Annotated in this window: 17 protein-coding genes; 12 read left to right on the top strand and 5 right to left on the bottom strand. The window is 47.6% G+C overall.

The features are described 5' to 3' along the window. Nucleotides 1–308: 308 nt before the first annotated feature. The 6 genes from D328_RS0103570 to D328_RS0103540 all read left to right on the top strand — a co-directional run bounded on the left by D328_RS0103570 (nt 309) and on the right by D328_RS0103540 (nt 5,555). Nucleotides 309–1,673 carry a hypothetical protein gene (locus D328_RS0103570; RefSeq protein WP_018883584.1) on the top strand — a complete coding sequence of 455 codons (1,365 nt, stop codon included), beginning with the start codon at nt 309–311 and terminating at the stop codon, nt 1,671–1,673. A 277-nt stretch (nt 1,674–1,950) separates the two neighbouring features. Continuing rightward, nucleotides 1,951–3,294 carry a hypothetical protein gene (locus D328_RS0103565; RefSeq protein WP_018883583.1) on the top strand — a complete coding sequence of 448 codons (1,344 nt, stop codon included), beginning with the start codon at nt 1,951–1,953 and terminating at the stop codon, nt 3,292–3,294. A 284-nt stretch (nt 3,295–3,578) separates the two neighbouring features. After that, nucleotides 3,579–4,061 carry a tetratricopeptide repeat protein gene (locus D328_RS0103555; RefSeq protein WP_018883581.1) on the top strand — a complete coding sequence of 161 codons (483 nt, stop codon included), beginning with the start codon at nt 3,579–3,581 and terminating at the stop codon, nt 4,059–4,061. Nucleotides 4,062–4,112: 51 nt separating this feature from the next. Then, nucleotides 4,113–4,535: a hypothetical protein gene (locus D328_RS0103550; protein ID WP_018883580.1), complete on the top strand. Its 423-nt coding sequence runs from the start codon at nt 4,113–4,115 to the stop codon at nt 4,533–4,535. Nucleotides 4,536–4,655: 120 nt separating this feature from the next. After that, nucleotides 4,656–5,102 (top strand): DUF6386 family protein, encoded by a 447-nt coding sequence (locus D328_RS0103545; protein WP_018883579.1) that lies wholly within the window; start codon nt 4,656–4,658, stop codon nt 5,100–5,102. Between the two features lie 12 nt (nt 5,103–5,114). After that, nucleotides 5,115–5,555, top strand: a complete 441-nt coding sequence (locus D328_RS0103540) for a hypothetical protein (protein WP_018883578.1) — start codon at nt 5,115–5,117, stop codon at nt 5,553–5,555. Between the two features lie 9 nt (nt 5,556–5,564). On the opposite strand, the gene D328_RS0103535 is transcribed toward D328_RS0103540, so the two are convergent. Next, nucleotides 5,565–6,464 (bottom strand): helix-turn-helix transcriptional regulator, encoded by a 900-nt coding sequence (locus D328_RS0103535; protein ID WP_018883577.1) that lies wholly within the window; start codon nt 6,462–6,464, stop codon nt 5,565–5,567. Between the two features lie 160 nt (nt 6,465–6,624). Between D328_RS0103535 and yicI the strand changes: the two genes are divergently transcribed. Then, nucleotides 6,625–8,940 carry an alpha-xylosidase gene (yicI, locus tag D328_RS0103530; RefSeq protein WP_018883576.1) on the top strand — a complete coding sequence of 772 codons (2,316 nt, stop codon included), beginning with the start codon at nt 6,625–6,627 and terminating at the stop codon, nt 8,938–8,940. A gap of 282 nt (nt 8,941–9,222) precedes the next feature. After that, nucleotides 9,223–10,554: an MFS transporter gene (locus tag D328_RS0103525; RefSeq protein ID WP_051091096.1), complete on the top strand. Its 1,332-nt coding sequence runs from the start codon at nt 9,223–9,225 to the stop codon at nt 10,552–10,554. 263 nt (nt 10,555–10,817) lie between these two features. On the opposite strand, the gene D328_RS0103520 is transcribed toward D328_RS0103525, so the two are convergent. Then, entirely contained in the window at nt 10,818–12,044 is a 1,227-nt protein-coding gene (locus D328_RS0103520; protein WP_018883574.1) for an MFS transporter, read from the bottom strand. Between the two features lie 370 nt (nt 12,045–12,414). Here D328_RS0103520 and D328_RS0103515 point away from each other — a divergent pair, with 370 nt between their 5' ends. Continuing rightward, nucleotides 12,415–13,083: a TraX family protein gene (locus D328_RS0103515; RefSeq protein ID WP_018883573.1), complete on the top strand. Its 669-nt coding sequence runs from the start codon at nt 12,415–12,417 to the stop codon at nt 13,081–13,083. Nucleotides 13,084–13,175: 92 nt separating this feature from the next. On the opposite strand, the gene D328_RS0103510 is transcribed toward D328_RS0103515, so the two are convergent. Then, complete coding sequence (locus tag D328_RS0103510; protein ID WP_018883572.1) at nt 13,176–13,532, bottom strand: winged helix-turn-helix transcriptional regulator; 357 nt, start codon at nt 13,530–13,532, stop codon at nt 13,176–13,178. A gap of 128 nt (nt 13,533–13,660) precedes the next feature. Between D328_RS0103510 and D328_RS0103505 the strand changes: the two genes are divergently transcribed. Continuing rightward, complete coding sequence (locus D328_RS0103505) at nt 13,661–14,713, top strand: zinc-binding alcohol dehydrogenase family protein (RefSeq protein WP_018883571.1); 1,053 nt, start codon at nt 13,661–13,663, stop codon at nt 14,711–14,713. A 160-nt stretch (nt 14,714–14,873) separates the two neighbouring features. Here the strand turns inward: D328_RS0103505 and D328_RS0103500 are convergent, their stop codons facing one another. After that, the gene (locus D328_RS0103500) at nt 14,874–18,638 is read right to left on the bottom strand and encodes a non-ribosomal peptide synthetase (protein ID WP_018883570.1); all 3,765 of its coding nucleotides are present in this window, start codon (nt 18,636–18,638) and stop codon (nt 14,874–14,876) included. Nucleotides 18,639–18,744: 106 nt separating this feature from the next. After that, entirely contained in the window at nt 18,745–20,502 is a 1,758-nt protein-coding gene (locus D328_RS0103495) for a methyl-accepting chemotaxis protein (protein ID WP_018883569.1), read from the bottom strand. Nucleotides 20,503–20,881: 379 nt separating this feature from the next. On the opposite strand from D328_RS0103495, the gene rpiA reads away from it, so the two are divergent. Then, the gene (gene rpiA / locus D328_RS0103490; RefSeq protein WP_018883568.1) at nt 20,882–21,553 is read left to right on the top strand and encodes a ribose-5-phosphate isomerase RpiA; all 672 of its coding nucleotides are present in this window, start codon (nt 20,882–20,884) and stop codon (nt 21,551–21,553) included. A 94-nt stretch (nt 21,554–21,647) separates the two neighbouring features. After that, a complete protein-coding gene (locus D328_RS0103485; protein ID WP_018883567.1) occupies nt 21,648–22,091 on the top strand; it encodes a MarR family winged helix-turn-helix transcriptional regulator in 444 nt (147 codons plus the stop codon). Nucleotides 22,092–22,266: the final 175 nt, after the last annotated feature.

Here is a 22,266-nt window from a genome sequence, read left to right as displayed (position 1 = left end):
CTAGCGGCGCTCCTTGTTTGTATAGCCATATCTTGGAGCGCTGTTGGTGTTATGCTAACCCAATGTGAATTCTTTACTGAATGCTATTGTCACGGTTTTGAATATTATATCTTTTAAAAAATGGCTATTTTTATATTTACAGTTGATCCAGAAAGTTGAAATACAGTAGGCTCCATACTGAGTTATATGCACCTGTTCCAAAACTTGGTATAATAGTATGGTTTCAAAATGAAATATAAACTTCACATGTTCAATTGCAGAGGCTGTATTCTTTTGATATAAGTTCATACTGGAAGGGTGGTTTATCTATGCAAATCACACCTACGATACAAGCAGAAATCCAAAATTATTTGCGAGAGCATAAGTTGAACATGAGTCAATTTGCAACTCTGGCTGGACTTAATGCAGGGACAGTTAGTGGTATGGTCATGAGCAATCGTGCCATGTCTGTGCACCAGCTAGATTGTGTTACGAGGGCCTTGGGAAAGCCAGAGGATTATTTTTATAGCCGTTATGTGCAAGAGTATATAGTAGATGCATCTGTGGACTGGCGCAGGGTCAAAGCATTTTTACAGCGCTGCACAGAATTGAATAGACTTGATTGCATAGCTCAAGTTGTATCCGTACTCATGGATAATGTTACGTACTATGCTCCGCTTACATTTGAACTTGCAGAGGAATTGTTTGCGCTTGAACAGCATAAGGCGGCCGAGTTACTGTATGAGAATCTTGCCATCAGTGAAAGACAACAGCATTCTGAGCGACTGGCAGTATGCCAATACAGACTGTTCAAAATACGGACTAGCGATGACCACCAGAAGAATTACGATATAGCCGTTCAATTCGAGCCTTATATAGATCGTTTAGATGAATTGATGCAGCTTGATGCCTTGCGAGAACTAATTAATACATATCGATCACTTCGAAAATGGTCCAAAATGAGAAAGTTTGCTGAGATTTTGGAAAGTAAGGCAGAAGTTTTTCATAGGCTAGGATATAGGGATTCTGCAAAGGATAGCGAAGTGGAGAAGTCTTTGTATCCTCCGTTTGTATATTGGGCATTTGCCCATCTGATTCAGGCAGAAGTCTGTGACGCTAATAAAGACTATGAGTCGGCATTCCAGCACATACAGAGATATGCCGATTTGAGCTGGGTCGAAGGGGAGGATGAGGTTACTCTTAAGTGGAAAACTCAATTCAAGGAATGGTCCATTGCCAATACTTACGTTAATAGACTGATGTCAGGTGACGCCAGTGTAATCCCAGAGTATATTACCTATTTCTCTGCTCAGAAAGAAGAAACCCTCTCGGTAATAGATAACATAATTAAAGCAGCTAACCGATACAACTTAAATGTAGATGATGTTCTGGAAAAGTTTAAAGCAGAAATTCAATTTTTCTTGAATGAACAAATTAAGATAGGTGTCTATACTCAACAAATAATTACGGAGCGATTTACACATTTAACTAGTGAGTTGGCAAAGTATTACATGGATAAAGGAATGTATGAAGAGGGCTTTACTTTCTTATTAGAATGTCTCGGAAAATCTGCATCGATTAATAATGAATCGTATATTAATAAGGGTGTAAGGTATGAATATTATCAAAAGTATACATCACCAGAGAATAAAGCAGCCTATAGACAATTTATTAATGTGGCAGATGAAACGTAAGTATTTCTATTTTCTCAGAAATTCCCTTGTTATATTTCTTGGAACTGCTTTTGAGCAAATATAGTAAGGAGAGTGAACGGGTCTAGCATATTTCTAAACAATATACATAATTTCTTAAATCACGCAGGTTCAAAAGTTACCTTAAGCCTAAGGCATATTCATACGTTCCATAACTTGGTATAATGTGATCTGTTAAAATGAATGTATTATTGGCTGTTTTCTAACTCATAACTTTCCTTATGTTGATATAAGTTAACATCAGAAGGGTGGTTTACCTATGCAAATCACACCTACGATTCGGACAGAAATCCAAGATTATTTGGAGCAGCACAAAATGAACATGAGTCAGTTTGCTGCCAAATCCGGACTCAACGCGGGTACAGTAAGTGGTATTGTAATGAGCAACCGTGCCATATCTGTACATCAACTGGATTGTGTTACACAGGCCATGGAGAAGCCAGAGGATTACTACTATACCCGATATGTTCAGGAATATATGCTGGAGGCATCTCTGGATTGGCGTAGAGTGAAGGCCTTTTTGCAACGCTGCACAGAATTGAACAGGCTCGATTGCATAGCTCAGGTTGTATCTGTCCTTATGGACAATGTGACATATTATGTGCCACTGGTGTTTGAGCTGGCTGAGGAGTTTTTTGATCAGAAGCTTTATAGGGCTGCAGAAATACTTTACGAGAACGTTGCCAGTGGCGAAAGAAATCAGCATTCAGAACGTCTGGCCTTAAGCCAGTATAGATTGTTTACGATTCGTATTGGTGATGATCAATCTCTCAACCTCAGAGTTGCAACACTATTTGAGCCTTACGTGGAGCGTCTGGATGAAATTGATCAGTTGGACGCACTTAAGGATTTAGCCAACGTGTACAGATCGTTACATGAATGGGACAAAGTAAATGCTACGGCCATCAAGCTGAATCGTCTGGCAGAAATTCAATATAGTTTGGAATCGGTCACCAAAGAGCCACTTCGACCCTTATTTTTTTATGTAGCGTATAGCAACTTGTTAATGGGTGGTTTTTATCATGATCAAGGTAACTACGAACTTGCTCTAGAAAAAGCTAACCAGTATGCCGATTTGTCATGGGTACGAGAGACGGATGCTGATACGCTGCACTGGAAGGGTCTGTTCGCAGAATGGGCAAAAGCGAATATCCTGCTAGCCAGACTAATGTCTGGTGAGACACAGCTATTATCAGATTATGTTGAGTTTATCGAGACCAAGGAGATTGAAGTTACTCGTGGCTTATGGAATATTATGATTGTAGCGAATCGTTTTAAAGTGGACGTAGATCGAATTATAACCAAGTATGAGCAAGAGATCTCTGGTCTTTTGAAGCAGGATAAGAATGAGATATATAATCAACAAAATACGGATGATCAACATATTGGCTTATTATACGAGCTTGCACACTATAGTTTAATGAAAGAAAATTATGAAAAAGGCTATCTCCATTTGTTAAAAGGTTTGGAAAAGTCCACTATAATTAATCATGATAACTCTACTCTGCGGTTTATGAGATTATTTGAACATTTTCGTAATTATGCGTCAGAGGAAGCTAAGGTAGAGTATCACAATCTAGTCAGAATGGAGGCGATCGTATGAAGAAAATGCTCTCATTGATGTTCGCAAGTGGTCTGGTGGTCATGTTGGTGACGAATACCATTATTACGTTGACCAGCATTCATGGTGGTGGATGACATAAATTATTGATGGCGGAGAACATTCAATTTACCAACCTTTTGTCTCGATTTTTATAGCATTATCATGAAATCTATAAGGACTCTTGACCAACTATCATGTCGGTGGAGTCCTTTTATGTTGAAGCAGAGGCAAGCGGTTGTACAATTTATAGCGATCATGTACTGTCTAAGCTAGGGGGGTGTATCATGAGTGAACTCGAACGAGCGATTAAGCTTCGGGAAACGGGACAGCTGGAGCAGGCACAAGAGTTGCTGCTGCGGCTAACTACGGAATTCTCCACTGATCCTGCTGTATGGTATCAGTGCGCCTGGGTGCATGATGTGATGGAGCTGGAGCGGGAGGCTGTCCCGTACTACGAGCAGGCGTTGGCACTTGGATTGGATGGGGAGGATCGCAAGGGAGCATACCTTGGCTTGGGTAGCACCTACCGCACACTTGGCAGGTATGAGGAAGCCGCTGCTACGCTAAAACAGGCCATGTTGGAATACCCGGGGAATCGGGAATTTGAGGTATTTTACGCCATGGTGCTGTATAATCTTGAGGATTATAAAGGAGCCATGGAACGTCTGCTGCGCCAGCTTGCAGAGACAAGCGAGGACGCAGGCATTCGAGCATACCGGAAGGCGATTCTATATTACTCAGATAAGCTGGATGACAGATGGGATTAGACGAAGATTTTGAAATAGAAGCCTAGAACAAACAGGAGGAATATAGAAGAGATGAGTAGTTCAGAAAATTATGCAGTGTGGTACTCTACAGCTGTAGATTATGATAGAATCGTGGCTCAATTTGTGGAGGATGAAACGGGGAGTAGCCACTTCGAACGGGACTTTGAGCTTACTGACGAGTACGTTGATCTCGATCATGCCGTCATCCTATGGTATGGGGCACAGCATGGAGAGCTAGGCAAGGTGAAGCGAAGCGCGAATGCTGCACTGGAGGAAGGCTTTGCTTTTATCATTGATCCGGTTGCTGAACTGCTCGCAGAGAAAGGGATAACCGAGATCAGTTATATGATAGCCATCCCTGAGATTAGCTATGAGGGCCAGGTCCAGTCCAACGATACTATTGTATTTCTAGGGCAGGTGGAATGTGAGGAGGAGAACAGCAGCTGGCTCGATGAAATTCTGAATGATATGTGAGGGATACATCATGACGGGCGATCAGCACGATAGAGGAACCGAATCAAGGAAGGAACAAGGAAGAAAGAAGTAAAGAAGAGAGACAGAACGAAAAAGAACAGATGGATTGAGGTAGAGGCCATGAACCATGAATTTACAATAGTAACAGACACGTCCACCGTAGCGATCTTCGATCTGGCAGCGATTCGCCATCGTTTCGATGATACGTCAGATTGGTGGAGCATTCCCGAGGATGAGCTGGATGAGATGAACCAAGGCCATATTTTGTTCTTGGGCGTTGGCCATGATGGCCAATATCATATTTCGATTGTAGATCAATTGGAGAATGCAGATGGATTGCTACATATGAATGCACCTACGGGCCAGATATTCGTCGGGGCAGGAGAGGACACGACCGGGGGAGAATTGGAGCCAGATGACTCACCAGCTGTATCTGGGGCTATGCTGACCATGAACCCTGGCAATTATGCTGTTACATACCGTATGGAGCACAACACAATACAACTTTCCTTTATCCCGTCCGAGCAAGGAACCAATACACTTGTCGCTCCGATTCGCTTGAAGTAGGGAGGAGCAGGCATGACGGAGAATACTGGACATATGGCCTATGATTTCGAAGGTCTGGAGCGACAGGTGATATGGAGTCAGGCTGAGGCTCGTGAGCTGTTCCTTCATTACTTTGCATTGAAGAATAACTATTGTTTCTCGGGTGCAGTAGACTATGAGGAGCTGGACACGGTGCTGCAAGACGAGTGCTATCTTGTCTTCAACCATGAGCCGCGTTATAAGGGAAGACAACTATTTTTCACTGGACATGGGGTTCAGACGACGAAGGAGGCACTTCTTCATTTCATGAAAGGCCCGATTGAGCAGCACGACCTGATCATCCCCTTGCTCATCATACCTGTGGTGGTACAGACAGCAGCTCATCTAGATGTACAAAAAGAGGCTCCTGCCTACATCATTGCTACTCAGGAGGACCCGGTGTTCGAAATCTGGCGCCAGACTAATAGCACCTGAGCATGAGGATTACTGATGCAGCTTGCGATATTGTGATGGAGTCAGTCCGTTGTTGCGCTTGAAGGTGGCGATGAAGTAGCTGAGATTGTCGAAGCCGACTTCCATAGCGATATCGACGACCTTGCGGTTGCTGTGCTCCAGCAATCGGCAGGCACGCTGGATGCGATAGCCATTCGTGTATTCCACGGGGCTCTTCTGCACCATCTGCTTGAAGAAGCGGCAAAAATGGCCCTCGCTCATGTGCAGGGTATCTGCAATCTGCTTCAGACGCAGTGGCTCCTGATAGTGAGCATGAATGTAGTTCAGAGCTTGCTTGATGCGCTCGATCTTCTCGTGATGACCAGGTACACTTGCGGTGGCCTCAGCAGGCTGCATGAACGGCTCCATCAAAGCGAGCAGGGTGTACAGTCTACCCTTGGTCATCAGCTCAAGTCCTGGAGCGGGCTGGCGATGGTCAGCAATGATGCTGCCAATGATGTCAATAATCTCACGTCCGCCAGGATCGCCTGGGTGGATATGCGCTCTAGGGCGCTTTTTTTTATGCAAAAAAGGCTCAATATACTCAAGCTGTACAATATCGCTAATGTGACAATTCAGCCAATCCGGATGGAATACGACAGCAGAAAAGATGCAGTGCGAATCATCCTGCAGATATCCTGCGTGTAGCTCCCCGCGGTTCACGAACAATACCTCACCAGCATGTACCCGTGTATAGTTCATATCTGTCTGGAACAGGGCACTTCCCTCTTCCACAAGGATAAACTCCAGCTCCTCATGCCAATGGGGCTCAAGAATACAGTTTCCATTCAGCTGCTCCACGTCCGGGTATACCCGGACCGGGTACATGGCATCCCCGTGCACACGGTCTTCCCGCAGATTCTCTCTCAAACGCAACCGATCCTGGTCCATCTTTATTTACCTCCCTGACATACTGCTGCACATATATAGAATTATAGTATCAAAATAGTGATACTACAGGTCAAAATATAACAAGAAAACCCTTTCTTTAATTAATATCATTATAGTATAGAACAGAGTAGGGCTCCAAGCCCCCAAGGAGGAAGCGGTAATGAAGTTTACGGATGGATATTGGCAAATTCGGAAAGGGTACGATGTGCAGAATCCGGCGGATATTCGGGATCTGGCCACGGATGAGTCGTCCTTGACCTTGTATGCAGCGAGCAAAAAAGTCCAGCACAAAGGGGATACACTGAACGGAGCACTGTTGAAGACGACGTTTAGCTCCCCCATGCCCGATGTCATTCGGGTACGTATGAATCATCATAAAGGAAAAGTCATGAAAGGACCTGCCTTCGACATTCATACCGAGCCTGTGGATGTGAAGATTACGACTGACGAGCAGACAGCTGTCCTGCAGAGCGGCAAGCTTGATGTCACGGTGAAGCTTACGGAGGGCTGGAGCATTGCCTTCAATTATGATGGTAAGAAAATCACCGGCAGCGGCCACCGTGGGCCTGCTTATATTAAAGGTCCGAATGAACAGGCCTATTTCCGGGAGCAACTGGAGCTTGGTGTTGGAGAATACGTATATGGCTTGGGCGAGCGCTTCACTCCTTTTGTGAAGAATGGTCAGGTGGTAGATATCTGGAATGAAGACGGGGGAACGAGCAGTGAGCAGGCCTACAAAAATGTCCCGTTCTATCTATCTAGTAAGGGCTACGGCGTATTCGTGAACCATCCGGAGCGCGTGTCCTATGAGGTCGCTTCGGAGAATGTATCGAGAGTACAGTTCAGTGTAGAGGGAGAGACGCTCGATTACTTTATTATCGGTGGGGCTAATCCTAAAGAAGTGCTAGATAATTATACGAAGCTTACGGGTAAGCCGGCGTTGCCTCCGGCATGGACCTTCGGACTCTGGCTCACCACCTCCTTTACGACCGATTATGATGAGGCTACGGTGAATCATTTTGTAGATGGTATGGCTGAGCGTGATTTGCCGTTATCGGTCTTTCATTTTGATTGCTTCTGGATGAAGGAGTATCAGTGGTGTGACTTCCAATGGGATAAGGATATGTTCCCGGACCCTGAGGGCATGCTGCGGAGGCTGAAGGAGAAGGGACTCAAGATCTGTGCCTGGATCAATCCATACATTGCAGAGAAGTCAATCCTGTTCGATGAAGGTATGGAGCATGGCTATCTAGTGAAGACGGCGGACGGAAGTGTGTGGCAGTGGGATATGTGGCAGGCCGGAATGGGACTGGTTGATTTCACGAACCCGGATGCTGTGCGCTGGTATCAGAGCAAGTTGAAGGTGCTGATTGATCAAGGCGTAGATTGCTTCAAGACAGACTTTGGTGAGCGGATTCCGACTGATGTCGTCTATTTTGACGGCTCTGACCCGCAGAAAATGCACAATTACTACACTCACCTTTACAACAAGGCGGTATTCGAGCTGCTGGAGGAAGAGTTGGGCAAAAATGAGGCGGCCTTATTCGCACGCTCCGCTACGGCTGGCGGTCAGCAGTTCCCGGTTCACTGGGGAGGAGATTGCTCGTCTAATTACGAATCCATGGCAGAGTCACTGCGTGGTGGTCTATCGCTAGGTCTCAGTGGCTTTGGCTTCTGGAGTCACGATATTAGCGGCTTTGAAGCAACGGCTCCGCCAGATGTCTACAAGCGCTGGGTACAGTTCGGATTGCTGTCTTCTCATAGCCGACTGCATGGTAACCATTCTTATCGGGTGCCATGGCTATTCGATGAAGAGGCCGTAGATGTTCTGCGCAGCTTCACCAAGCTCAAGTGCACGCTCATGCCTTATATCTACAGCTCAGCCGTGGAATCCTCCGTGCGGGGCTTACCGATGATGAGAGCTATGGTGCTGGAGTTCCCGGAAGATCCGACGACTCATACGTTGGACCGCCAATACATGTTCGGGGATTCCTTGTTAGTTGCACCTATCTTCAATCGTGAAGGGGATGTGCAGTATTATCTGCCTGCTGGTCGCTGGACGAACCTGCTGACTGGCGAAGTTAAGACAGGAGGAGCCTGGCAGACAGAGCAGCATGATTTCACGACATTGCCGGTCCTTGTCAGACCCAACACACTACTGGCGATCGGGCAGGAGGATAACCGTCCTGATTACGATTATGCAACAGGGGTCGAGCTCCATCTATTCGAGCTGGAGGCAGACGCCAAGGCTGAAGCCGTCGTTGTGAATGGTCAAGGGGAACGGGAGCTGGCTGCTAAGGCCGAACGTACTGGTGATACGATTCGAGTGAGCGCAGAAGGTGCTGGTAAGCCATGGAAGATTGTACTGCGTGGCATTCAGCAGCTTGCAGGAGTGCAAGGCGGCTCGGCTCAGGTCAGCGCTCAAGGCGTCATCATCACGCCAGAAGCAGGCCATGAAGTGATCATTTCTCTCTAAGTGTGACGCTTAGGTGAGGAGCTAGCGTACATCTGATTATCTAACTATCATAACTGCAGATCGAAGAGGCGCGAGTGACGGGAATATCCCCGTGCACGCGCTTTTTTCATTTTTTTCATGGTAGCTGGCATCGGTAGAAGCTTGACCGTGTCTGGAGTTAGTTCACAGACTCTAATGCATAAAGTCCTTCCGGAACAACCACAATACAACTATCTGCCTGTGTACTGAATCCTGGGGGGAATGGTATATGAAATCAGGTCCTTGGACATGAAGGATATGAGTATGAAGTACGGTAATTCAAGTAAAAATTCGGATAAGAATACGAAGCATACACTCTTACTGGCGCTGGGTTCTATTCCTTTGATGATGACGCTTGGCAATTCCATGCTCATTCCTGTTCTGCCCGAAATGGCAAGGAAGCTGAACGTTACCTCCCTACGGGTAAGCATGCTGATTACAGTGTACGCTGTAGCGGCCATTATCCTCATACCTATTGCAGGCTACCTGTCTGATCGCTTTGGACGCAAGGCAGTTATTGTACCCAGTCTCATTACAGCGGTTATTGGGGCAGGCATATCTGCTGCTGGTGCGTGGCTGCTTGCAGACCAAGCTGCCTATTGGACGATTATCGGCGGCAGGCTATTGCAGGGAGTAGGTGCGGCCGGGGCTTTTCCAATCGTCATTCCGCTCGTAGGGGATCTATATACACAGGAGGAGGAAGTTAGTCGCAATTTGGGAATTGTCGAGACCTATAATACGTTTGGAAAAGTATTGAGTCCGATTCTGGGTGCGGCTTTGGGAATGGTGCTGTGGTACTTGCCATTGCTGTCCATTCCGGTGTTTTTTCTCATCTCCTTGCTCCTTGTTATATTCTTCGTGTCCGTTCCGCGCCGTAAGCAAAAGGCAGAGGTGGCATTCAAGGAATTTCTGTCAGAGCTCAGGGCTGTGCTGGGCAAAAATGGTCGGTGGCTGTATGCTATATTTGCCATGGGCGGCATTTGCATGTTTGCAATTTTTGGTACCTTGTTCTATTTATCTGAGACGTTGGAGTCCAAGCATCATCTGCATGGCGTTATGAAAGGCGGAGTTCTGGCTATTCCATTGGCTTTTCTATGCGTTAGCTCCTACGTTGGCGGGAAGGTCATTGGTAAGAATAAAGCTCGTATGAAATGGCTTGGCTTTAGCGGTCTTGCTCTTCTTACGATCTGCTTTACCCTCATCTCCTTTTTCAAAAATATCTATATAGAAATCGGACTATTCGCTTTGGGAAGCGCAGGGATTGGTCTGACCTTACCGTGCCTGGATTCGTTAATAACACGTGGTATAGAGAAGAAGGAGCGTGGGACAATCACCTCGCTGTACAGTAGTATGCGGTTCGTCGGGGTATCGCTGGGTCCTCCGATCGTATCGCTGTTGTTACATCGGGGGCACAGTCTTCTGTTCATTGTAATGAGCGTGCTCAGCGCTGTAGGAGGGCTGCTAATGCTATTCGCGGTGAAGCCTCGTGAAGACGAAGCAGGTGAGGGACGGGTGAATGATCCCCATGAACAGCAGCGGGGGAAGGACATTGCACGGCGAACACCAGGTATACGTAAAAAAGCAGGCTACCGTTAGGCAGAAACTTTCTCATATGATACCCACTGAAAATTACACCATTACAACTCCAGGCTGTGGTGGAACTGTATCTGAATGGAGTTGTGCCACTAGCTGAATGGAGTTGTGCTACTACTAAACTGCGTATAGCACAAAAAAGCCGCCTGCCTGCTTCAGCCTCCCTAGGGACGCTGGAACAGACAGGCGGCTTTATCTTTTTAAGAAATACGGTATCACTTAAAATCCTCTATCATGTAAGTCCCCGTATCATGTAAGTCATAATATCATGTAAGCTCAATCGCAGCTTGAGACCGTCTCGTATTCCACTGCAGCCAGACATACATTAGCACCAGCGCTACAATAGCTGTGGCTGAAATTCTATACATCATCGCATAGCTCGACCATTTCGCGATGGAGCCGAGAAGGAGAGCACCTGTAGCTACCCCGAAGTCCGTAGAATTCAGGAAAGAGCTGCTTGCTGTTCCGCGCTTGCGTGCAGGCACACATTGAATCATCCAGGTCTGGAAGGCTGGCTGCATGCTGCCGAAGCCTGCTCCATAGCACATGGCAGCAAGGTACAGCATCCCATCCGTGCGCGCAAAGGATAGCAAGAGAAGACCCGTCAGCAAGAGTAGAGAGCCTGGCCCCATAATAGCCTTATGGCCGAACCGATCATAGAGTCTCCCAGCAAAGGGCCTAACCAGCAGCACTGCTCCTGCAAGGAATAGGAAAAAGAAGGCTGCATGTGTCAAGCCCGCTTCCTGGCCGAATAAGACCATGAAGCTAAGCAAGCCGCCATAGGTAATGGCCATGAGATAATTCAGAAAGGAAGGCAGCCAGAGCTTGCGCCACAGCGGTACTCCGTCATTCTCCTCGCTAGACACGGTTGCTTGCCTTGCGTTCATGCCGGCATCCTGTCCAGACTTCGAAGGGTCTGGGAGTTGTCTCAGCAGCCATATAGTCATGGGTACGACTAGAATAATCACAGCGCAGGTGGTGTATACTAGCGCATTGAACCCTCCGTATTGCAGGAGACTAATGCCAATCGTGGGGCCGATGGACATGGCTAGTGTTGAGGATAGGCCAAAGTAGCCCATGCCTTCACCCATTCGCTTGGCAGGAACAATATCTGAAGCCATAGTGGGGAATGTAGTGCTGCTAAGCCCAAAGCCAAGCCCGAAGATCACCCGCATCAAGAGCAGAATACCTACCGTAGGAGCCAGCACATAACCGAGAGTCCCGGCTAGAGCAAGCGCGAGCCCGATCAGGACGATATACGCTCGAAAGCCCTTTTCCAGATAACGGGTCGAGAGAACACGAGCAACGATCGCACTGAGGGCGAATAAGCTCGTGACCAATCCTACCTGAATCGCACTTGCAGAGAAGGCGTCTTTTACGTAAGACGGCAGTGAAGGGACGATCATTTGTAGCTCTAAGAATAATAACAGGTTAACGAAGGTCAAAATAACAAAATGCTTGGTCCATAGACGTTCTGTGATGTGTTGTTGCATGTAGCTTCTCTCCCTATCTAGTGGCAGCTTGAGGCTGCTTCTCTCTGAATCTATAAGGCACTATCTTGTGAGAATCTTTCATGTACGAGCCTGATGACAACGAAAAGAGAACTCAACAATAATTCAAAGCTTGCATGAAGCTCAAAAAAAGGATTCCAGGCCTTATGGCCTCGAATCCCGCTGCACTCCTTATTAGTGACACGAAGTAATAATCCGCTTCTCACTTTCGGATACCTATTAATATTTTGACATAATTTCGACACAATGACAAGCTATAACACTATAGCTATAGTATAATTAATAAAATATCTTGCATGCCTGCGGACTTCACCCGGGATCAGGATACACTTTCAGGGAGGAGATAACTGCTGTGCACTGGCTTGCTATGATTACCATGCTGATTGACCATATTGGAGCTGTTTTTTTTCCAGGATCAGCACCTTGGCGAATGATTGGGAGAATTGCTTTCCCTATCTATGCCTTTGCTCTATATATGGGCTATGTACATACGAGGAATCTGACCAAATACATGCTGCGTCTTGGTGCACTAGCGCTGATCTCGCAGCTACCCTTTATGCTGGCCTTCGACACGAACGGGCTAAATGTAGTCTGGACTCTGTTAGCATCACTAGGAGCTATCGCCATTGCTGATCGAATGAAGCGTCTATGGCTAGTCATTCCAATGTATATCTTGGTTGGACTGTTCATGGAAGCAAGCGACATGGATTACGCTGCATATGGCCTGTTACTTGTGCTGATCTATCGGTATTGCAGAGGCTTCTGGATGATTCCAGCCCATCTCGTGCTGAACCTGCTGTATGAGCTTAGATATTCCTTGCCTTACGGAGAGATAACGTTGTTCCAGATGACACAGCATTTAAGTCTTGTATCTACAATACTTATCGTGAGCCTCCGCTCCGTGCCGTCATTCATTCGCCCTCGTGTGCCACGCTGGCTCTGGGTCAGCTTCTACCCGCTGCATCTGTCGATCATTGTTGCCATAAGGTATTACCTCGATTACACCATACTTGAGCAATAATCGTGCCATCGTTTTAGCTGAATATCGAGACGTTACAGAACAGTCGATTCACAATGTGGATCGGCTATTCTGCGTTGTTGCTATAGATACCGCTAAGATCTGACAAGAGTCTGATGTCTATGCTGCTCTCCCCATTCCTTCATCTTCATAATAATAGGAATCAGGGTCTGGCCAAAGGGGGTCAGTGAATATTCCACCTTGGGAGGAACCTGATGATACACCTCACGGTGAACGATACCGTCCTGCTCTAGCTCGCGTAGCTGCAGAGTCAGCATGCGCTGGGTAATCGTCGGACAGATCCGGCGGAATTCATTGAAGCGAACAGGCTGCTTTATCATGTGATAGAGTAATATCCCCTTCCATTTGCCGCCTATGATATCCAATGTGTAGGCAACGGGACAACCCTCTTCATTTGGACATTCCCCATACTTGCTGCTGTAGTCCTCCAATAGACTCACTCCTTACAGTATAAAAAAAGATACTACATAACATTAATGTGCCTACTTATGATTTTAGAACAATTGCGTTATATTTACAATCATAGAGCGACCCAATAAGATCCAAGGAGGAAGAGATGATGAATGAAGCACCCAAAGCAACCATGAAGGCAGTTGGTCTATACCGTTATCTGCCCATTGCTGATCCGGATAGTCTAGTGGATGTAGAGCTGAAGACTCCAGCAGCAACTGGCAGAGATCTTCTGGTTCATGTGAGAGCAGTCAGTGTAAATCCGGTCGATGTCAAGCAGCGAGCCCCCAAGGATAAAGTAGAGCAGGAAGCGCGTATACTGGGCTGGGATGTAGCAGGAGTAGTAGTAGAGGTCGGCCCGGAATGTACATTGTTCAGACCAGGCGACGAGGTCTATTATGCAGGCAGCCTCATCCGTCCTGGAGGTAACAGTGAATATCATCTTGTGGATGAGCGGATTGCAGGTATGAAGCCTGCTTCGCTGGATTATGCAGAGGCGGCTGCTCTGCCGCTAACTGCAATTACGGCCTGGGAGGGGCTGTTCCATCGTCTTGGTGTAGGGCTCACCCCAGCTGAGAATGAGGGCAAGACATTACTAGTCATTGGAGCAGCAGGTGGAGTGGGGTCCATCGCCATTCAACTGGCCAAGTACGCTGGATTGCGCGTCATCGGCACGGCTTCACGGGAAGAGTCCGTTGCATGGGCCAGGTCCATGGGAGCCGATGAAGTGATTAATCATCATGAACCCTTCCTGCCACAGCTTCAAGCGTTGGGTCTGGATGGGGTGGATTACATCTTCTGCTTGAACAGTACCGAGCTGCATTGGCCTAATATGGCTGCATCCATCAGCCCGCAAGGGAAAATCTGTTCTATTGTGGAGACGAAGCAAGCGCTTGATCTCAATCTCCTAATGGGCAAAAGTGCAACCTTCGTCTGGGAGCTGATGTTCACCCGTTCTATGTTCCAGACAAGTGATATGATCAGGCAGCATGAATTGTTGAATGAGATATCGGGTCTAATAGATCAAGGCCTAATCCGTTCCACGCTAACTACAAGACTGCGACCCATTCACGCAGCTAATCTGCGAGAGGCTCACACATTGCTAGAGACAGGCAGCACGATTGGAAAGATCGTAATAGAAGAGTTCGAGGGGAATATCTGATTACTACACAGGGTTCCGCTATGCAGTAACACATACGATGTTGGAAAATATATCAAAGAACGCGAGCACTCAAGACAAGAAATGTCTCTGAATGCTCGCGTTCTGTTATGTTGCCTTTAGTAGTGTAATGAAGGTCATGTTGAACAATCTGCGTATAGAATCAGCGAGCAGCAGATGGCTGCTGCAGCACGGCGGGCTGTGGGAAATACCCTACGTCTATGGCATGCTTCACCATCTGCTGGATGAATGCCTGATCGGTCACAGGGCAGCGAACACCAAGCTGCTCCAGACGTGCGGCTGTCACAGCGCAGCCATAGCGGTAAGCGGAGGATTTGGCTCCGTCTCCCTCCAGTTGGCCCATAGCCAATTGCAACGCATCATCCTGCACTTGACTGCTCGGATTCAGCAGCCAGGAGGTGTATTCTGCGAATGGCAGGGTGTCAATGGTATAGCCTAGCTCACGCATCATATCAATCAGGTCTGCATAAGGCAATGGCTGAGGATTGCAGATATGATAGATGCGGTTCGCGCTCTCCGCGTTGAATGCCAATTCGACTACTGCCCGGCTCGCATAGTCAATAGGTGTAAAGTCCGTATCCCAATCCGCCTCGGGAGCTTTGTTCAGCAATAGCATGGCTTTGAGCATCCGGTAATAGGCATTGCTCTCAATGTTGGTCTGGAACCGCCCGCTGGTTGAATGACAGGACAGGTTGCCTGCTCGATAGGCTGTAACAGGTATTCCTGAGGCAGCAGCCTCGAACAACAGACGTTCAGCATCAAGCTTACTGTTGGAATACAGATTCTCAAGCTGCATATCCGCCGGGAAGGAGGAATGCTGTAGCGCGCGCTCCCATTGTCCACTCATTGCCAGATCCTCGGGAATCCCCATCGTTGAAATGTGGTGGAAGGACATGCCTGGTCTGGAGGCAGCAAGGTCAAGCAAGGCACGTGTGCCATTAACATTCGTACGCTCAAATGCAGCTGAATCACCAAAGTGTCGCACGTCAGCAGCACTGTGGATAATAGCATCCAACTGCTCACTAAGCAGCTTGTGAACCTCTGGAAGCATTCCCAGATTAGGCTCCTCCAGATTGCCGTATACGATGGTTACCCGGTCGCGCAACACGAGGGCAGCGGATGCACCGAAGTATTCCGTCAAAATCCCGGCAAGTCGCTGGTAGGCTGCCTCTGTCTCGGTATGACGCATCATGACAAAGACCTCTGCCTCAGTATAGCGCAGCACATCATGCAAAATATGCGAGCCGAGGTAACCAGAAGCGCCTGTAATCAGCAGCTTGTGAATCGGTCTTGGAGCAAAGGACTGATCCGGTACAAATTCCAGCGGATGCTCATTCAGCTCAACCTTGGGTCCTTGCTGAGTCATATCTGCTTGTCCGGTTGCACCATCTGCTGATAATGACTGCTGGGCTTGCTGTGTTAGCTGCTGAATATAATCGGCCAACTGATGCGACGTTGTATGGCGGAAGAAATCACCGATCCGAAGTCCTGGATAATGAGGCTTGAGCTTGGCCAGCACATGGATGATGTGCAACGAGTTCCCGCCAATACGGAAGAAATCATCGTCACGCATTATTCCACCATGTCCGAGTACCTCCTGCCAGGCATCGGCGATCCGCTGCTCGGTTTCTGTCTGAGGTGGTTCCCCAGGCAGTGCATGGGTCTGTACGAATTGCTCATGTGGCATGGAGGCCAGCTTCTTCCGATCCAGCTTGCCAGTTGGCGATAGCGGCATCCGCTCCAGCCCAATGATGAAATCGGGAATGAAGTAGGATGGAAGCTTTGCTGCTAGGTGTGCCTTAATCTCTGTACTCTCAAGCTCTGTGCCATGCGTGGTGGTGTAGTAGCCAACCAGCATATTCTGTCCCTGTGCATCCTTCTTGGCAATAACAGCTACATCCTGGATATCGGCGTGACGAGCCAACTGCTCTTCAATCTCACCAATTTCAATACGATTGCCCCGGATTTTGAGCTGGGAATCCTTGCGTCCGGCATACTCCAGAGTACCATTTGGCAGCAAGCGAACAATATCGCCTGAGCGGTACATACGTCCGCCAGGAATGAATGGATTGTCTACGAACGACTGTGCCGTTCGTTCCGGCTGGTTCAGGTAGCCTTTGGCAAGCGCAGGTGTAGCAATGCATAGCTCTCCAGGCACATTGACAGGGCAGAGGCGGTTTTCCTCATTAAGAACGTAGACTTGATAATTGTGGATCGGTCTCCCGATCGGAATGTGAACCTGCTCCTCGTCCACGGCACCACGAACCCGATGTGTGGTTGTAGCTACCGTGCATTCAGTAGGTCCATAGACGTTGACAATGTCCGTTCGTGTACCGAATTTCTTCTGGAATGCCCGGACTTGGTTCCCGTAAAGAGCCTCACCTGCGACCGTAATAATCTTCACCCGGGCCAGCTTGCGGTAGCCCTCATCCGATAGATAGGTTGATAGCTGATTGAAGAATACGGTAGGCAGAATCGTAATAATGGTAGTGCCAGTCCGCTCAATAGCCTCTGCAAATTCTTCGACGGAAACCCTCTCCTCGGAAGAGAGTAAGTATAGCTTAGCTCCGTAAAATAACGCGCCGATGGTATCCCAGATCGAGGCGTCGAAGCTGTAGGTTGCGAACTGGGTAAGCACATCGTGTGGTTCAATGTCGCAATCCCGCTGCACGACGGCTCCAAGGTTCACGACACCGCGGTGGGCGATCAGTGCACCCTTCGGTCTACCCGTTGAGCCAGAGGTGTAGATAATATAAGCAAGATCGTCTGGGCTCACATCCAGCTGCGGATTGGCAGTCTCACGCCCGACGAGCAACTCCTCTATGATCAGAATCTCCCGAACGGTCGAGATGGTTGAGCAGAGCTCAGCAGCTTGCTCTTGATAGGACTGCTTCGTCAGGACGTAAGCGGAGTGAGTGTCTTCGACGATGAAGCCGTTACGCTCCGCAGGGTGGTCTGGGTCTACTGGTACATATACGCCGCCTGCCTTCATGATGCCAAGCAGTGAGATGACTGTCTCGATGCTGCGTTCCATGTAAATCGTGACGAAATCACCCTTCGCAAGTCCTCTGGACAACAGCTCCACGGCAATTTCGTTCGCGCGGCTGTTCAATTCCCGATAAGTAAGCTCTACTGTTCCTGAGGCGATAGCTCCATGTTCAGGATACTGAGCAGCAGCGCTTTCGAACATGCCATGAATGGTCTGCTGCTCCGGGTAAGGTACCTCTGTTGCATTAAGCTGTTCATGCGCAGCTCGATCATAATCGCTCAGAATATCATACGAGCTGATAGACTTCTCAGGCCCGGATACTGCTTCTAATGCTATTACGTTGTAATAGGAAGCATAGCGCTCCATCGTATCAGCCAGCAGTAGCGAGCGATCATACCGAATGTGAACATGATACGCGTCTTCCTCGGTTGCTACATATAAGGCGATAACAGGCTCGGGCATAGCTTCAGGTAACGGCTGCAAGGATTTTACCGACTTAGCAGCGTCCTGTACCTTGTCGGCAGCCTGCAAATATGAGAACACAACCTCTGCACCGATCTCTGTGAGTCGGGAGGCGTTAGAGGAATGAAGATCATGGCACTGGTTCATTAGCTCGGACATCGTTAGGGACGGTTGCAGTTCTAGCTCCCACACATTCCATCCCGCCGTGTTACTGTAGATGAGGGAGGCCAGTTCGGTCTCCGCAGAGAGTCTGTACATCCAGGCAAAGAATACGGCTGTGAAGAACGCTTCTTGTTGCGCTACAGGAATCTTGGCCTGCACAGCTTCATATACGGTCCGGTCAAGCTGTACATTCAAGTTGTCCTGCTCGTAGGTTCTGTGCCTGCGATTACGATCGAGCGGAATAGGAAGTGCCTGAATGACTGGCGCAGTAATATTCGTATTGGAATGACTCATGTTCAGATCTCCTCCGATGAATGTTATAGGGAAAGAAAAGCCTTCCATCCGAGAAATAAGTATGGAAGGCGCTCTTTGGAAGTTAGCTATACGTTACGACTATGCATTAGCTCGGATTGGATACTTTGAAATAGGAAATCAGTTCTCTTAGTTCCTCAGACATCGAGCTGAGCTTGTTAGAGGAGTCAATGATTGAGATCGTTGAAGCCTTCTGCTCTTCCACTGTCTGAGAGATATAGCCGCTGTTGCTAGCAGTCTTGCTCACTGTGTTTGAGAGTTCTTCTGCGGTAGCCGTCATTTCCTGAGTACCTGCCGAGATCTGTTCGGTAGAGCTGGACAGGTCCTCGATCTGTGCGACAAAGCTTCTTGTAGCACCCAGAATGTTCTCGAACAATGATCCAGCTTTCTCTGTAACAGCAATTCCTTCTTCAACCTGCATGGTACCTGTCTCCATAGCGATCGAGGCTTCCTTAATCTCCTTCTGAACCTCTTCAATCAAGCCAGTGATTTGCTGGGTGGCTGCCTGGGATTGCTCAGCAAGCTTGCGGACCTCTCCAGCAACGACAGCAAAGCCTTTACCTTCCTCACCGACACGAGCTGCTTCAATGGAGGCGTTCAAGGCAAGCAGATTGGTCTGGCTTGAAATGCCGCTAATAATGTTCAGAATGTTGCCAATCTCCTGTGAACGACTTTCGAGCAGACGAATAGCCCGCGAAGTGTTCTTAACGGAGTCTGTAATCTTGTGCATTTGCTCAGCAGCCTGTTGTGCGACCATGTTGCCTTCAACGGAGCGCTGTTGTACGGAATCGGCCTCTGAGGCAAGACTGGAGGCATTGACAGCAATCGTCTGAATAACAGATGCCATCTCAGACATGGAACGAGCTGTGTTAATAGAAGATTGCTCTTGAGATTTGATGTTATCCGTAATTTCATTGATATTGTCGTTAATTGTGTTAACGTTGGTACCATTTTGCTCACAGATTGCGAGCAGCTCCTTGGCGGATTCATTCACTTCATCGGTTGTAAATTGTACTCGGGCCATGGTGTTGTTAATACGCTCAACCATAGTGTTGAATTTGTCATTCACAATGCCAAGGTCATCGACGCCTGCCTTGATACGAACATTCAGATTACCTTCACTGACCTCTTCGATTCCATGGATCAATTCCTTGATCGGAGACAGTGTACGTTTGACGACAATATATTGGACGACGAAGAAAATAACGAAGAACAAGGCCATGATCGCGATACCAGTCCACAGGGTCTTGGTTAAGCCAACAGGCACGGCACTCGCATCCACGTCAACGGCAAAATACGCAAAAATCTTGTTGCTGCTATCCTTGAGCGGATACATCAGCGTAGTCCATGTACCGAAGTCATCGGAGTAAATGTCTGAGAATGTTGGGTTGCCAGCATTCAGCATCTTACCCACCGCGTCTGCAATGATTACTGGCTGTTCATACATAGCACCAACGCCCATATCCGCTGCTTCGAAGTCATTGCGCAGAGCGGTAGGCATAGCTACAATCGAGGTCCCACGACCATTTTCAAGCTCAACCCCAAAAATGTAAGCATAGTTCACGTTAGGATTGTACTTGCTTATGGTGTCGAGCGTCTCGCGCAGCTTGGTTTGTGCAGGGCCGTCATAGCTTTGCTCTGTAACCGCCTGTCTAACTTCCTCGGCATCAATCTGTTGATACCAGCTCTCCGTTACCTTTTCAATCTGGCTATGGAGCTGGTCGATCAGAACAGACTTCTGAATCAGGTAGCTGGACGCGATCAGCAGGGTCCCAATCAAAATAATGTTAATGAAAGAAAGAAGAAGGTTTTTCGTGAAAAATGAAAGTCGGGTCCAAGTTTTCAAAAATGCTCACTCCTGGTTCGAAATAATGTTGCTAGAACTCATAATCTTGACGCTAGGGAAGCTGGTGGTCATTCCTTTCTCTATGTATTGACTAAGTTGTTCTGCCCTCCTGTCATATAAGACTCAAGTCCTGGTAATTTGCTGACCCCATATGTAATATCGTAAAAAATAGTCTTAAAATGAAGAGCAAAGTGAGAGTTATATGAGATCAGACGGATGTAAAACTTAGATGTAATTGCGTAAATATGCATTGTTATGCAATCATTAGAAAAAGAGTACAAAAATATGATACTGGAAAAACTCAAAAAAAACACCTCTAGTTATCAAAGTTTGTAGTACACTTAGGAAGTAAGATTACAAGTGGGAGTGAGCGATTATTATGAACATGAAAAAAATCGCAGCCGAGAAGGCAGTCGAAGCAATCCAGGATGGGATGAAGGTAGGCCTCGGGACTGGCTCTACTGCTTACTGGGCAATTCTGAAGATCGGTGAGCGAGTGCGTGATGGTCTGAAGATTGAAGCGGTGGCAACATCTCGTGCCTCTGAACAGTTGGCGGAGGAATCTGGCATTACACTTGTTCCCTTTGAGTCACTGGATCGCCTGGATCTCACCATTGATGGCGCTGATGAAGTGGATGAGAATCTTCATTTGGTTAAGGGCGGCGGTGGAGCATTGCTGCGTGAGAAGATCGTGGCGGCTCAGTCGGACAAGCTGATTATTGTAGCTGACGAGAGTAAGGCTGTTCAGACCTTGGGAGCTTTCCCGTTACCTGTAGAGGTAGTACCCTTCGCTCATGAATGGACCAAAAGGTCGCTTGAGGAGACGGGTGCCACAGTGAGCTGGAGAAGGGCGGACGGAGATCTGTATATTACTGATAACGGCAACTACATCGCTGACTGCAGCTATGGTCAGATCAAGGAGCCGGGTTCACTGGCAGCTCTCTTGAATGCGATTCCAGGTGTCGTAGACAATGGCTTGTTCGTAGGCATGGCGGACCAAGTTATTATCGCAGCTACTGATGGTCAGCTTCGCATCAGAAATCGAGCTTAGCATGTGGACAGGCTACAAAGCGCTGGTGATCTTGACAGTTCCATACAATTAATATATCTTTGAATTAAGATATGAGGTGTGGAGGCTGGCTTTTATGTCTAATTCAACGGATCATCAGGAAATATCCCTTAATTTGTTTGTCGTGCTAGCACGAGCTTATAATTCAGTAACATCCCGCACGAATCGAGATATTCATGGCTATGGATTGAATACTACGGAATTCGGAGTGCTGGATCTATTGTACCATCGTGGCCCGCAGCCGCTACAGAAGATCGGTGAGAAGGTCTTGATTTCCAGTGGAAATATTACCTATGTAGTGGATAAGCTTCAAAAGAAGAATATGCTGACCCGTCGGGCGTCCCAGGATGACCGGCGCGTGATCTATGCTGAGCTAACCGAGGAAGGTCGTCACTTTTTCGAGCAGATTTTCCCAGGTCATCGGGATGTTATCATGGATGCGGTCAGTGGGCTGTCTTTGAAGGAGAAGGAACAGGCCATCACCTTACTGCGTAAGCTGGGATTCGGAGCGGAGCGATAGGGTAGAGGGCTCACACTGCAATTGGCGTTACGAAGAAGTATTGGTGAAGAAGTATCGGTATTATGTATACCGGTACTTTTTTTATTTGAAGATAATAGACTTAATAAGTCCTTCATTTTCGAATTGTTTGCGAATACGGGTTAATTCATGAAGCAGTATACGTTATACTAAAGGT

Source organism: Paenibacillus massiliensis 2301065 = DSM 16942, from assembly GCF_000377505.1.
Classification (GTDB): Bacteria; Bacillota; Bacilli; order Paenibacillales; family Paenibacillaceae; genus Paenibacillus; species Paenibacillus massiliensis.
The sequence above is the reverse complement of the archived record's forward strand: the minus strand, read 5'-3'. Positions and strand labels throughout refer to the sequence as shown.